Origin of the sequence: Lysinibacillus sp. Bpr_S20, from assembly GCF_023337835.1 — a bacterium.
Classification (GTDB): domain Bacteria; phylum Bacillota; class Bacilli; order Bacillales_A; family Planococcaceae; genus Lysinibacillus.
Genome location: NZ_JALNLQ010000019.1, coordinates 1 through 13,083 on the forward strand (window position 1 = coordinate 1; position 13,083 = coordinate 13,083).

The 13,083-nt window shown below is 38.0% G+C and carries 12 protein-coding genes and 1 pseudogene; 10 read left to right on the plus strand and 3 right to left on the minus strand.

Annotated elements, in window-relative coordinates; all coding sequences use genetic code 11:
* Together MWJ95_RS23695 and MWJ95_RS23700 are read right to left on the minus strand one after the other, a co-directional pair.
* A pseudogene (locus MWJ95_RS23695) lies at positions 1 to 537 on the minus strand (collagen-like protein); the annotation flags it as partial.
* A gap of 191 nt (positions 538 to 728) precedes the next feature.
* Positions 729 to 1,814 (minus strand): glycosyltransferase family 2 protein, encoded by a 1,086-nt coding sequence (locus MWJ95_RS23700; RefSeq protein ID WP_249076235.1) that lies wholly within the window; start codon positions 1,812 to 1,814, stop codon positions 729 to 731.
* A gap of 190 nt (positions 1,815 to 2,004) precedes the next feature.
* Between MWJ95_RS23700 and MWJ95_RS23705 the strand changes: the two genes are divergently transcribed.
* The 6 genes from MWJ95_RS23705 to MWJ95_RS23730 all read left to right on the plus strand — a co-directional run bounded on the left by MWJ95_RS23705 (position 2,005) and on the right by MWJ95_RS23730 (position 8,603).
* Entirely contained in the window at positions 2,005 to 2,973 is a 969-nt protein-coding gene (locus MWJ95_RS23705; RefSeq protein ID WP_249107343.1) for a YncE family protein, read from the plus strand.
* Positions 2,970 to 3,653 carry a response regulator transcription factor gene (locus MWJ95_RS23710; RefSeq protein ID WP_249107344.1) on the plus strand — a complete coding sequence of 228 codons (684 nt, stop codon included), beginning with the start codon at positions 2,970 to 2,972 and terminating at the stop codon, positions 3,651 to 3,653. Before MWJ95_RS23705 ends, MWJ95_RS23710 begins: the two co-directional genes overlap by 4 nt.
* A complete protein-coding gene (locus MWJ95_RS23715; protein ID WP_249107345.1) occupies positions 3,650 to 5,038 on the plus strand; it encodes a sensor histidine kinase in 1,389 nt (462 codons plus the stop codon). Before MWJ95_RS23710 ends, MWJ95_RS23715 begins: the two co-directional genes overlap by 4 nt.
* A 4-nt stretch (positions 5,039 to 5,042) precedes the next feature.
* Positions 5,043 to 5,579: a FixH family protein gene (locus MWJ95_RS23720; RefSeq protein ID WP_249107346.1), complete on the plus strand. Its 537-nt coding sequence runs from the start codon at positions 5,043 to 5,045 to the stop codon at positions 5,577 to 5,579.
* 122 nt (positions 5,580 to 5,701) lie between these two features.
* Positions 5,702 to 6,274: a TetR/AcrR family transcriptional regulator gene (locus tag MWJ95_RS23725; RefSeq protein WP_249076230.1), complete on the plus strand. Its 573-nt coding sequence runs from the start codon at positions 5,702 to 5,704 to the stop codon at positions 6,272 to 6,274.
* 130 nt (positions 6,275 to 6,404) lie between these two features.
* A complete protein-coding gene (locus tag MWJ95_RS23730; protein WP_249107347.1) occupies positions 6,405 to 8,603 on the plus strand; it encodes a YhgE/Pip domain-containing protein in 2,199 nt (732 codons plus the stop codon).
* A gap of 586 nt (positions 8,604 to 9,189) precedes the next feature.
* Here the strand turns inward: MWJ95_RS23730 and yhfH are convergent.
* Positions 9,190 to 9,315 carry a protein YhfH gene (yhfH, locus tag MWJ95_RS23735; protein WP_012292204.1) on the minus strand — a complete coding sequence of 42 codons (126 nt, stop codon included), beginning with the start codon at positions 9,313 to 9,315 and terminating at the stop codon, positions 9,190 to 9,192.
* 144 nt (positions 9,316 to 9,459) lie between these two features.
* Here yhfH and lplA point away from each other — a divergent pair, with 144 nt between their 5' ends.
* The 4 genes from lplA to MWJ95_RS23755 all read left to right on the plus strand — a co-directional run bounded on the left by lplA (position 9,460) and on the right by MWJ95_RS23755 (position 13,074).
* Positions 9,460 to 10,452, plus strand: a complete 993-nt coding sequence (gene lplA / locus MWJ95_RS23740; protein WP_249107348.1) for a lipoate--protein ligase — start codon at positions 9,460 to 9,462, stop codon at positions 10,450 to 10,452.
* A gap of 488 nt (positions 10,453 to 10,940) precedes the next feature.
* Positions 10,941 to 11,645 carry a response regulator transcription factor gene (locus tag MWJ95_RS23745; protein ID WP_249076227.1) on the plus strand — a complete coding sequence of 235 codons (705 nt, stop codon included), beginning with the start codon at positions 10,941 to 10,943 and terminating at the stop codon, positions 11,643 to 11,645.
* Positions 11,645 to 12,628, plus strand: coding sequence for a sensor histidine kinase (locus tag MWJ95_RS23750; RefSeq protein WP_249107349.1), 984 nt, complete (start codon positions 11,645 to 11,647; stop codon positions 12,626 to 12,628). The genes MWJ95_RS23745 and MWJ95_RS23750 overlap by 1 nt, the downstream gene beginning before the upstream one ends.
* A gap of 11 nt (positions 12,629 to 12,639) precedes the next feature.
* Positions 12,640 to 13,074, plus strand: coding sequence for a hypothetical protein (locus tag MWJ95_RS23755; protein ID WP_249076225.1), 435 nt, complete (start codon positions 12,640 to 12,642; stop codon positions 13,072 to 13,074).
* Positions 13,075 to 13,083: the final 9 nt, after the last annotated feature.

Consider the following 13,083-nt stretch of genomic DNA (forward strand, 5'->3'; position numbering starts at 1 on the left):
AGTAGCCCCAGTAACACCAGTAGCCCCAGTAACACCAGTAGCCCCAGTAACACCAGTAACACCAGTAACACCAGTAACACCAGTAACACCAGTAACACCAGTAACACCAGTAACACCCGTCACGCCAGTAGCCCCGGTAACACCAGTAGCGCCAGTAACACCAGTAGAGCCAGTAGCCCCGGTAGCACCAGTAGCCCCAGTAGCACCAGTTTCACCTGTAGAGCCAGTAGCCCCGGTAACACCAGTAGCGCCAGTAACACCAGTAGCGCCAGTAGCCCCGGTAGCCCCGGTAGCACCAGTAGCACCAGTAGCACCAGTAGCACCAGTTACACCCGTAGCGCCAGTCACGCCAGTAGCCCCGGTAACACCAGTAGAGCCAGTAGCCCCAGTAGAGCCAGTAGCTCCAGTACTTCCAGTAGCGCCAGTTCTTCCAGGTTTAACAGGCCAAACAGGACAGCTTGGAGCACAAGGATTACAACAGCACGGGAATGTATTACATTTGCTGCAAATTCTATCGTTAAATTTTCCAAAATGCATTGTTTCACCTCCTCTCTCTCAAATATCGTATTCATAGAGAGAGAAAGTGAAATAGACAGTTTAACTACTTGGTTATTCCAAAGTATTAATAGCGATAAAAGTATATTTCTTCAATGAATAGTAAAATCTATTACTAGAAATTGAAAATTACTCCATTGTACTAACTAATCATCCATCAATATAGAAGAAAATTAAGATTCTTCATCAGACTTATTTAAAATACGATCAAAATATTTTTTATTGTGCAGTATTCTTTCATCATTTGGTAAAAAGAATCTGGCTAATTCGTTATGGGCGTTGGCAGTTTCATATTGTTGTAACCGATCAAAGAGGACACAAAGCTGTAAGTGGGGCAACCATGTCGTATAGGTTTTATTTTGAAAAGGGGCGTTTGGGTTTTGCTTGATGACAAGTGCTTGTTCATACCAAAATATTGCTTCATAATTTTTGGCTTGCTCCATGAAATGAAAACCAAGTCTACAACACGCTTCTGGGCGTGGAATATCATATTCAAAGCTTCTTAAAATGGAACTTAATTTATTGTCTGTATCATTTAAATGAGAATAACAATCTGCTAGTTGGAAACAGGATCGAATGTTATCTTCTATCCAGCCTAATTTAGAGGTTAAAAACGTTTCGTAGTAAAATATTGCATCCTCAAATTGTCCATGATCGACTAATTCATTGGCGTAATAAAATGTATCTCGAGGAGAGAGCGGTTCTCCTGATTCGACTAATTGCTTATAGATGTTAATATTCCGCGTATGATCATGACTTAGTGGTAAATGACTGACAGCGATATCGCTCTCTAAAAGCTTTCCACTGACTTCTAAATATTCATGTACGGCACCGATCCACTGGAATTGTTTATCTTTTCTTACTAAACGATTTCTTCTTAATAGAGAATTTACATTTCCTTCGTTATCAAAGCTTAAATTATAGTTCATTGAAACAGCATCTATATCAAGAGTTAAGGATTCTTTTAGTGCTTTAAATTTTTCCTGATCCTCCTCTAGTAATACGTCGTCCGCGTCTAACCATAAAATGTACTCCTTTGTTGCTTGTTGGAATGAAAAATTTCTTGCAGCTGCAAAATGATGAATCCACTCAAAGTCAAAAATACGATCTGTAAACTGTTTTACAATTTGTTTTGTATTGTCGGTAGAGCCTGTATCTACGATATTAATCTCATCGACTAAGTCTTTTACAGATGCAAGACATCTACCAATGACATCTTCTTCATTTTTCACAATCATACATAAGCTAATGGACACCATAAAGTTGATTCCTCCTTACTATAATCAATGTAGTATATGTGCTACTAAAATTTTTGGTTGGATAAATGCTCGAAGATGTAGCATTACATAATAATAACTGTGCAATTTGCTTGTTTTCTTTGTCATAAATTTACCTTTCAAGTTTCACGTGAATTTCACAATTGTGAAGTATAGTTAAGAAACAGAGGTGATGATGTTGAAAAAATGGGCATTCTTCATTTTTTCTTTAGTACAGCTTGTATGGTTAGCGGGATGTACGGAGAAATCGTTTGAGCCTATTGAACGGGATCAGAATTTTATTGCGTCCTTAAATATACAAGAGCCTTCGTTAGATTTTATAGATGGACAAGGTAATGTGATTGCAACATGGTTATTTGAAAAAGCTTACTCCGGGGCAATACTGCTCGGAAATGATCGTGTGTTATTGTACGGCCATCAATTGAATGAAATTGACGTCTATACATTATCAACCGGAAAGAAGCTCTATTCCAAAAAGGTAAAGCCTGGTTCAACGAATGCGTATTATGTAGAAAATAGAAAACAGTTTTTTATGACGAATAGCAAAACGAATACCGTGACAAGCTTTGATGAAGAGGGCAACGAACTGGCAACACAGAAGCTTGGTAATTATCCTATGTCAATGGCTGCCTATAAAGATAAGCTATATGTGATAAATTATAAAGATACGAAATTATCGGTGTTAAATATTGAAAATCTAAAAATTGAGCAAGAGTGGCCGATTCAAAAGTCATCACATGGAATAGCAATTCTTGAAGAGAAAAAAGAACTATGGATTGGTGGCCATGGAGAAGGAAGTAAACCGAATAACTCAGTAAAAAAATATGATCTGATAACAGGGGCCAAAAATGGGGAGATCAAAATGCCTTTAATGCCTGTAGGATTAACTAAAACAAAGGATGCTGTCCTCGTTGTTAGTCATGGCCGCAATGAATTATATGTTGCCGATCTTGATGGAAATGTGAGATGGCAGCAAGAAGTAGGCGCAAATCCATTTGTCGTAAATCAGTTTAAGGATTATATTGTTGTCGCTGGTTATGATGACCATACTTTGTATTTCATAAAAGAAGGTCAGGTGAAAAAAACAGTTGATGTGGGAAAAGGTGCATTTCAATTGTTAGTGAGGGAGGAAAAAATGTGACAACTGTATTAATTGTTGATGATGAGCAAGATATGCGTAATTTAATAGAGATGATGCTCCATAATGCAAAATTTGAGACTGTAACAGCAGCGAGTGGTACAGAAGCCTACGATATTATCGTACGCGAAAAAATTGATTTAGTTCTACTTGATGTGATGATGCCCCATGAAGATGGCTTTGCGGTTTGCCAAAGTATACGTGCGATGTCGAATATACCCATTATTTTCCTGACAGCACGTGATGCAAATGAGGATAAGGTTAAAGGCTTAACAATTGGCGGAGATGATTATATTGTCAAACCTTTTACAAATGATGAGCTAGTTGCACGAATCCATGCTGTGCTAAGAAGAAGTGGTACTAATGTTGAAGATTTACAGCAAAAATATGTGATATTTGGACCTATTAAAATAGATGAGATTGCACGAAAGGTATCTGTAGATGGCAAGAGTATTCCACTTACTTTAAAGGAATTTGAACTTTTACATTTATTTATGAATAATCCTGGAAATGCTTATACGAGGGAGCAATTACTAGAACGCATTTGGGATATTGACTATGTAGGGGGAACAAGAACTGTGGACACGCATATAAAAACCTTACGTATTAAGCTTGGAAAGGAAGCGGCGGGGCATATTCAAACCGTCTGGGGAGTGGGCTATCGCTTTGATCCTGGCGAATGAAAAAGATTTCAACACGCATTTGGCTTTTAATCTTTGCATTTTTAATCATTACCGTTGTCTTTATGTATGTCCTGACTAATTATTTATATGAACGACTTTATGTAGAAGATACGGAAGAGACGATGGTAGAAGTAGGGACGAAGCTACAAACAATGTATAACGGTAGTAAGGTGACAGATGAATTTATTGCAGATATTGAACATTACGCCAATTATTCAAATTTAAATATTTTTGCAGTAAGAAATCCGCGAGAACTAAGTGCCTGTGTGCCGTTTGATATTGATTTCGAAACATTAATTGGTCCAGAAGAGCGACAGCAGTTACTTTCAGGTAAATATGTTCAAAAAATTGGGTACGAGCCCCGATTTGATAGACAGCTAATTTCTGTAGTGCTTCCATTGGTAGATCAAAATAGGCTTGAAGGGATTATTTATATTTACTTCCCTCTAGCAAAGATTAGTGAGTTGGCGAATAATGAAGTCATTTTTTTATTTGTTAGTGCCTTTATATTTTTAATTATCGTCAGCTATTTAATTTATAAAGGAATTCGTCATATTATGAGACCTTTAAGCGATTTACAAAACGCTGTTGAGCAAATGTCATACGGAAACTATGGAACACGCGTGCCAGTTCAATCAAAGGATGAGATTGGGAGACTTTCGAACACTTTTAACCAAATGGCAGAGGCGATCCAACAAGAGGATGAGGCTCAAAAAACGTTTTTAGCGACAGTCTCACATGAATTACGAACACCCATTAGCTATGTAAAAGGGTATAGTGAAGCAATGCAAAATGGCATTATTCCAGAAAATCAAAAAGAGGAAACGATCCAGTTGATTGTACGTGAGGCCAATCGTATGGAACGTTTAACAAATGAATTGCTTCAACTTGCTCGTATGGAAAATGAACAAGCAGAAATTACTTTATATCCAATCCCACTTGCCGAAACATTACGTGAGGTTCAAAAAATATTAACGCATCAGGCAGAGAAAAAGAGCATTGCACTTCATTTGGATGCCGATGATACATTAATCATCAAAGCTGATGAGGTAAAGCTGAAACAAATTTTTATTAATATTATTGAAAATGCTATTAATTACTCGTATGAACGATCAAAGGTTGAAATTACTGCTTTTGAGGATAATGCTAATGCACAAATTATCATTAAGGATTACGGAATGGGCATTCCTCAAGAGGATTTATCGCATGTAACTGAGCGCTTTTATCGTGTTAATAAAGCACGGAGCCGAGCAGATGGTGGCAGTGGTCTAGGCTTGTCAATTGTTGAACAATTGTTGAAGCAGTTACAGGGCAAGATTGAGATCGAAAGTGAAGTTGAAAAAGGCACAATTGTAAAAATTACATTGCCGTTAATGGAGGAATAAAAACATGAAAAAATGGTTGTTGGCATTAGTCGCAGTACCTGCATTATTAGTAGGTTGCGGAGACAAGAAAGAGACAGCGGCTTTACCAGAGCCTGAAGTAGCTCAAATACCAGAAGTTGAAATTTTAACACCGAAAGAAGTAGCGATCAATGAAACGATTGAACTTGCTGCTCAGGTCGTAGAAGGTGGCAAAAAAGTTGATGATGCAGTTGTACAATTTGAGGTATGGGAATCTGGTAAACGTGATGAAGGTCAAATGATGGACGGTAAATTAGAGAAAGATGGTGTTTATAAAGCGACGACTACATTTAAACACGATGGGGTATATTATATGTATGCCCATACTACATCAGCCAGTGGTATTCATAATATGCCGAAACAACAAATTACTGCTGGAAGCCCTGATATGTCGAAAGTTTTACCAGAGGATGAAAAAGCAAATAACAACAGCATGGATCATAACATGATGGATCACGGTAATAATAATTCTGAGGATACTGAGCATAGTGATCAAGAAAAAAGTGAAAAAAATCACCATTAAATGCTTGCATTATTTTTAAAATAGGAATATGATAATGACCAGATGACCGAAACGGTTTTCTGGTCATTATCATTTTCGTGTACAAAGGTATGTACATAATAGAACAGGAAAGGATGTTACTAATGGATCGTAGGCAGGAAATTCTTGAAGCAGCTACAAAATCCTTTACATTGTTTGGGTACAAGGCGACAACAATGGAGCAAGTAGCTAAAATTGCGAATGTCGGTAAAGGGACGATTTACACATTCTTTGCAAATAAAGAAATTTTATTTCAAGAGATAGCTATGTCACTTGTACGAGAGATGCAAGCAGAAGCGGATGCAGTGTTGGATGCATCAGCTAGCTTTATGGACAATGCGCACAATGCTTTAATGAAAATGCTACAGTTCCGTGAAAAACATCTTTTATTTGCGAAGTTATTAGAGGAGGAAAAGGAACTACGAACGCCAGCAGTTAAACAAGCTTTAGCTCGCATTGAGACTGAAATTTTATCCTACGTTACTGAATTAATTCAAAGACGTATCGTAAAAGAAGAAATTAGAGACTGTGATGCAGAATTAGTAAGCTTTCTGTTGTTAAAGGCGTATCTAGCATTTGTCGTTGATTGGCATGAGCTACATGGCGAAATTATTCCAGAAGAAAAGATATTAAATCTTTTCAAGGAAACAATCTTCCGTGGGTTAATTTTAACTTGATTTAGCTGAGCAAAAGGTGAATCAATGACGGTCTAGAGGTTTTGCCCTCCCCTGAAAATTTTGCTTTTTTTTTGAATAAAAATGACCGACTTACATTTTCGGTCAAATATAATAGGAGTGAAGAAAACTTATGATTAAAGCTGAGTGGCTGAAAATCTTTAAAACAAGAAAAATGCTTGTTTCAATAATCGCTGTATTATTTATCCCAGTCATGTACGCCGGTATGTTTTTATGGGCATTCTGGGATCCGTATAAAGGTCTTCCGAATTTGCCAGTAGCCGTTGTCAATGAAGATAAGGGCGCTGAAATGGAAGGAGTTAAATTAGATTTAGGGAACGATTTAGTCGATAAGCTTGTCGAGAGTAACGAGTTTAAGTTTATTGACGTTTCCAAAGAAGAAGCTGAAAAAGGTTTACATGGCCGTGATTACTATATGATTCTAGAAATTCCAACAAATTTCTCTGAACACGCAACTACTTTATTAGATGACAAACCTTCTAAACTAGTGATGAATTATATTCCGAATGAAGGATTGAACTTCCTTGGTGCACAAATTGGTGAAACAGCAATGGACCGTGTACGTGCGGAAGTGAATTCTAAAGTTTCTGCTACTTATGCAGAAAAATTATTTGATTCTATTACAACACTTGGAGATGGCTTTACAGAGGCTGCAGATGGCTCAAGTAAGCTAGATGAAGGTGCTAAAACTTTAGCAAATGGTACAAAAGATTTAAAAGGTTATCTTGAGCAACTAGCATCAAGTACAGTTGAATTGTCAAATGGTGCAGATAAAATTACTAAAGGTGCAGGAGACGCTGCAAAAGGTGCGAATGATTTAACTACTGGCTTAGTAAAATTACAAGACGGCACTGTACAGTTACAAACAGGTGCCCAGCAAGCAGCATCTGGAGCAACAACTCTTTCGCAAGGTATATCACAATATACACAGGGTGTAGCGCAAGTTCAAGCAGGCTTAGCTAAGATTAGCAATAATCAACCACAAATTACTGCAGGCGCAGCACAACTTGCTAATGGTGCAGGTCAATTAAATGGTGCAGCAGGCCAATTAGCAGGAGGTTCTGCTGAAGTAACAGCAGGCATAGATGCCTTATCTGAAAAATTAGACGCCATGATAGCTTCATCGCCTGAAGAGCAAAAAGCAGTTTTAAATCAAATAAATCAATCATTAGCACAGCTACGTGCAGGAAACGAAAAAGTGCGTTCAGGTTTAGGTGTTTTATCAGGTAAAACAAACGAATTACAAGCTGGTGCTAACAAATTAAATTCTGGTGCATCACAAATTGCAGCAGGGCAATCACAAGTGTTAGCAGGGGCTAATGAGTTAACATCAAAAAGTGGTGCATTAATCGAAGGAGCAAAAGGTCTTCAAGCTGGTAATGCAACACTTGCTCAAAAATTAGGTGAATTAAATGCTGGTGTTAAGACAGCTGTAACAGGTTCTAAAACATTGGCTTCAGGTTTAAGTGAGTTAGCAAGTGGTTCAACAACATTGAATCAAGGTACATCAACACTTGCCTCTAAATCAGGTGAGTTAGCAGAAGGTTCTGCGAAAATTGCTGATGGTTCAACTGAACTAGCAGATGGTACATCAACTTTAACTGGCAAACTAGGTGAAGCTAGTGAAAAAGCAAAAGAAGTTCATGCAAGTAAAGACACATATGATATGGTAGGTAGCCCAGTTGAGGTTGATAAAGAATCTGTTAACCATGTACCTAACTACGGAACAGGTTTCTCACCATACTTTATCTCTCTTGGTTTATTCGTTGGTGCGCTATTAATCTCTATCGTGTTCCCACTTGTGGAACCAGCGATTCGTCCAAAAAATGGAGCAGCTTGGTTTACAAGTAAAGTCTCAGTTTTAGCAATAGTCGGCTTAATTCAAACTATATTAACAGTGGTTATTGTAAAATGGGGCTTAGGCCTTGAAGTAAACAATTTTGGATACTTCTTCCTAACAGCATTATTAACAAGCTATGTATTCTTAGCTTTAATCCAAATGTTAGTATCTATTTTCGGTGATCCAGGACGCTTTATGGCGATTGTTGTATTAATCTTACAACTTACAACAAGTGCGGGTACATTCCCACTTGAGTTAATCCCATCACCATTACAAGTATTTAATAAACTATTACCAATGACATATACTGTTTCAGCATTTAAAGCAAGTATCTCAACTGGTGATACATCATTCTTAATGCAAAACTATGGAATTCTAGCAGGCTTCCTAGTAGCATTCTTAGCAATTACTTTCGGTTATTTCATGTTACTACACACAAAACGTTACTCAAAAGTAGCCGAGGAAAACTAAAAAGGAATTTTTTACACCCACCAATATTGGTGGGTGTTTTTTTGTGGTTGAATGATTGCTTTAACTTGGGAAGAGAGCTACCGAAAACGGATCAGGTAGAGAGAAGAACTGCTCAGGTACCCCCGCAACTGATCAGGTAGGGAGAAGAACTGCTCAGGTACCCCCACGAACTGATCAGGTAGGGAGAAGAACTGCTCGGGTAACCCCGAAAACTGATCAGGTAGAGAGAAGAATTGCTCAGGTACCCCGCAACTGATCAGGTAGGGAGAAGAACTGCTCGTGTACCCCCGCAAACTGATCAGGTAGGGAGAAGAACTGCTCGGGTCCCCCCGCAACTGATCAGGTAGGAAGAAGAACAGCTCAGGTACCCCCGCAAACTGATCAGGTAGAGGGAAGAACTGCTCGGCTCCAACGAAAAATTGCTCAAATGAAATAAACACACAAAAAACAGCAGCTGATATGAGCGTATCAGCTGCTGTTTTGTAAGTGTAAGAGATTTAATTAAAGGTTCATCAAATTATGATGAAGGGTGTCATTATTAGTACGTGTGGGGCACGTATATGACTATTACAGAATAGGCAAATGCTTATAGGTGGTTACATTTTTCACAAGTGTTGCTGTAGCATTCACTTTGTTCTTCAATTTTTTCACCGCATTCTGTACATTGCTTTGCAGGTAGGTTCTTGAAAAATTCAACTACATTTTCTAACATTGTGGACTCCTCCTTTAAGTTCATCTGTACTATTACTGTTTTGATATTTTATAGTGTATTATAACAGATGCTTTTCGTCAACACAAAATGCCTAATTTACGTTAAAATAATTATGGATATTTTGTGAAGGAGGAAATGGAATTTATGATATTCGTTGATAATAAAAGGATTCATGACCCACGCATTAATCTTGCCATTGAGGAGTATTTATTAAAAACAATGGATGTTGAGAAGGATCCGGTGCTACTTTTTTACATCAATCAGCCTTCAATCATCATTGGTAAAAACCAAAATACAATCGAAGAGATTAATACCGATTATGTAGAGGATAATGGCATTATCGTTGTACGACGTCTTTCAGGTGGTGGAGCGGTATATCATGATTTAGGGAATCTTAACTACAGTTTTATCACGAGAGACGATGGCGATAGCTTTATGAATTATAAAAAATTCACGCAGCCTGTTGTAGATGCACTAGCAAAAATGGGTGTTCATGCTGAGCTTTCAGGCCGTAACGACATTTTAGCGGAGGGACGTAAAGTTTCCGGAAATGCACAGTTTTCTACAAAGGGTCGTATGTTTAGCCACGGTACATTAATGTTTGATACAGAAATTGATGCTGTTGTTTCTGCACTAAAAGTGAAGAAAGATAAAATTGAATCAAAGGGCATTAAATCGATTCGTTCACGAGTAGCTAATATTTCTGAATTCTTAAAAGATAAGATGACAGTCGAAGAATTCCGCCTAGAAATTTTAAAATCCATTTTCGGTGGTGAAGAAAATATTCGCTATTATGAGCTAACGGAGGAAGATTGGGCAAATATCCATAAGCTATCTGCTGAGCGTTATCAAACATGGGAATGGAACTACGGTAAATCACCACGCTTTAATATTCAAAAAACACATCGTTTCCCAACAGGAGGCATTGATATTCGCTTAGAGGTGAATCACGGAATTATTAAAGAAGCGCATATTTTTGGTGATTTCTTCGGTGTAGGCGACATGGCAGATGTTGAACAACGCTTAGTTGGGACAAACTATGATCGAACTGCAATCGCTGAGGCGTTAACGGATATTGATATCCCAACATACTTTGGTGGAATTACGACAGAAGAGTTTTTACAATTAATATATTAAGAAAAGCCTGTGTAGAAATTGGCAAATATCCTAACTGAGGAATCAACACTAAAAAATAGGGGGTGACATTTGTTAAAACGTATTCCATGCAAATTAATCCCTCGCTTTGGTATGAGTATCATACAAGTGATTGTCCAATGTATTTTGGCTCATCATTGGAAATTAGGGATGACATTTTGTTAAAAAGTATGCGATGCGAATAGTTGATTGGAGTGGAGGCTAGACGACTCCTTGGGGATCAGCGTCACAGATGAGACCCTGGAGCGAGCATCGCGAGTGAAGCGGCTCATCGGACGCCTCCAGGAAAGCGGCTAGCCGGAACGGAAATCAACCACACGTTATGGGAATGCCCCTTATTAAGGCAGAGGCATTTTTACACAAAAATCTGTAGTTAACAATTCGTGTTAACTTTTGCTACAAAAGGTTCGTTGACAGTTATGTCGGCGGGCCTTTTTTTGATACAATGTAAGATAGAAAGGAGTGTTGGTATGGAGAAGCATCGAATATTTATTGTCGAAGATGATGTAAAGATTGCGTCATTGCTCGCAGAAACGCTTAGAAAATATCAATACGAAGTTGAAACGGTCAAAGAATTTGATCAGCTCATTGAAGAATTTACAGCATTTAATCCACATATGGTGCTGCTTGATATAAATTTACCTTCGTACGATGGCTACTATTGGTGTCGCCAACTACGTCAACATACAACTTGTCCAATTATTTTCATTTCTGCTCGTTCAGGGGAAATGGATCAAATTTTTGCGCTAGAAAATGGGGGCGACGATTTCATTACGAAGCCTTTTAATTATGAAATTGTACTGGCTAAAATCCGTAGTCACTTACGCCGTACATATGGTGAATATGCAGCAAAACAAGAGGAACGGACAATTAAACAAGGACAGCTTGTTCTTCATTTAGAAAGAATGGAGCTCCATAAAAATGATTTAGAGATTCCACTTCAGAAAAAAGAATGTATTATTTTAGAACTGTTAATGGGAAATGCCCCAAAAGTAGTGACACGTGAGCAACTGTTAGAAGAGCTTTGGGACGATCAGGCATTTGTCGATGAGAATACGTTGAATGTCAATATGACACGAGTGCGGAAAAAGCTAGCTGATTATCATATTGCATCATCGATTGAAACAGTACGCGGAGCAGGCTATCGCTTTATGTTAAGCGCAGGTGAGATATAGTGGGCTGGAAATTATTTTTGCGTGATTACGCATCGTTCATTGTATTCCAGTTTTTATTAGTCGGCTTCATCATGGTCTTATATTGGTTGGACGGCTTTCGAAATGTTGATACTGCTATATATTCCTTCTGTATTAGTTTAGTGTTGTTAGCCTCGTTTTTACTGATTCGTTATTTAATGCGTCAACGTTATTTATTAAAAATAACACAGCTTCCTAAAACAATGGAGGATGTGTTGCAAAAAAATGCAAAAACACCTGAGGCAATGCAGGCTGAGAAATATATGCATGAACTATATCGACTTTATAAGCATGAACTTCAATCGTTATATGCGGGCCAAAAACGACATGATCAGTTTATAAATCAATGGGTGCATCAGATGAAAACACCAATCTCTGTTATTGAGCTTTTATTGCAGGATGAACGTCCTCTCGATAAAAAGAATGTGCAGGAGGAAATTGACCGCTTGCGTAGAGGCTTGGATATGGTGTTAGTGAATGCTCGATTGGAAAATTTTGAAGAGGATATGCAAGTTGAACAGATTGCTTTAAAAATGATTGTTACTGCAACTGTAAATGAAAATAAACGTTTATTTATTACAAAGCGTGTTTTCCCAGAAATTCATATTGAGGATGACATTATCGTAGCAAGTGATTCAAAATGGCTGCGTTTTATTATCGGCCAATTCGTAACCAATGCGGTTAAATATACTTTTGAGGCAAATAAAAAAATAGTGATTTCTACCACTAAAAAGGATGATCACGTACAATTAGCCATTTGTGATGAAGGTATTGGTATTCCAGCTTCCGATCTATCTCGTGTCACTAAAGCCTTCTTCACTGGAGAGAATGGGCGTAAAACCGGGGAATCCACAGGGATGGGCTTATATTTAGCGAAAGAAATCTGTGAAAAACTCGGCCACGACTTGAACATTACATCAGAGGTTGGAAAAGGAACGATTGTTACAGTGACATTTACGAATTAGGGGGATCGGAAATGACAGAAGTATGCTTAGGTGAATGGGTTTTACATGTAGAGACAGAAAAAACACAGGCATTATACGAATCGCATAATGATGATGTTTGTGAATGTTTATCCTGCAAAAATTTCCGAAAGGCAAGTCTATTGTTTCATGAAGAAGTCATGCATTTTTCGAATAAGCTTGGGCTACACTTACATAAACCAACTTTACTTAACGCTTTTCCTGTAGAAGGTGAACATGTGATGTACAGTGGGCATTATATGGTTTGTGGAGAAATAATGGAAGGTGAAATAGATGCCTGGGATGTCATCATTGGGTCGCATTGCTTTAGTCTAGTGGAGGAGGATGGTAAATCAGCTGAATCCTTAACAGAGCCATATTTTCAAATTGGCTTTGAAGTAGTAGTACAATGGCTTTTACCAGAATCCATGGAATTAATGAAGAAATAAGGTGAACAA

Coding starts and splice junctions, on each gene's coding strand:
- MWJ95_RS23730 (WP_249107347.1), top strand. CDS start 6,405: ATGATTAAAGCTGAGTGGCTGAAAATCTTTAAAACAAGAAAAATGCTT.
- lplA (WP_249107348.1), top strand. CDS start 9,460: ATGATATTCGTTGATAATAAAAGGATTCATGACCCACGCATTAATCTT.
- MWJ95_RS23700 (WP_249076235.1), bottom strand. CDS start 1,814: ATGGTGTCCATTAGCTTATGTATGATTGTGAAAAATGAAGAAGATGTC.
- MWJ95_RS23745 (WP_249076227.1), top strand. CDS start 10,941: ATGGAGAAGCATCGAATATTTATTGTCGAAGATGATGTAAAGATTGCG.
- yhfH (WP_012292204.1), bottom strand. CDS start 9,315: ATGTTAGAAAATGTAGTTGAATTTTTCAAGAACCTACCTGCAAAGCAA.
- MWJ95_RS23725 (WP_249076230.1), top strand. CDS start 5,702: ATGGATCGTAGGCAGGAAATTCTTGAAGCAGCTACAAAATCCTTTACA.
- MWJ95_RS23715 (WP_249107345.1), top strand. CDS start 3,650: ATGAAAAAGATTTCAACACGCATTTGGCTTTTAATCTTTGCATTTTTA.
- MWJ95_RS23755 (WP_249076225.1), top strand. CDS start 12,640: ATGACAGAAGTATGCTTAGGTGAATGGGTTTTACATGTAGAGACAGAA.
- MWJ95_RS23705 (WP_249107343.1), top strand. CDS start 2,005: ATGATGTTGAAAAAATGGGCATTCTTCATTTTTTCTTTAGTACAGCTT.
- MWJ95_RS23720 (WP_249107346.1), top strand. CDS start 5,043: ATGAAAAAATGGTTGTTGGCATTAGTCGCAGTACCTGCATTATTAGTA.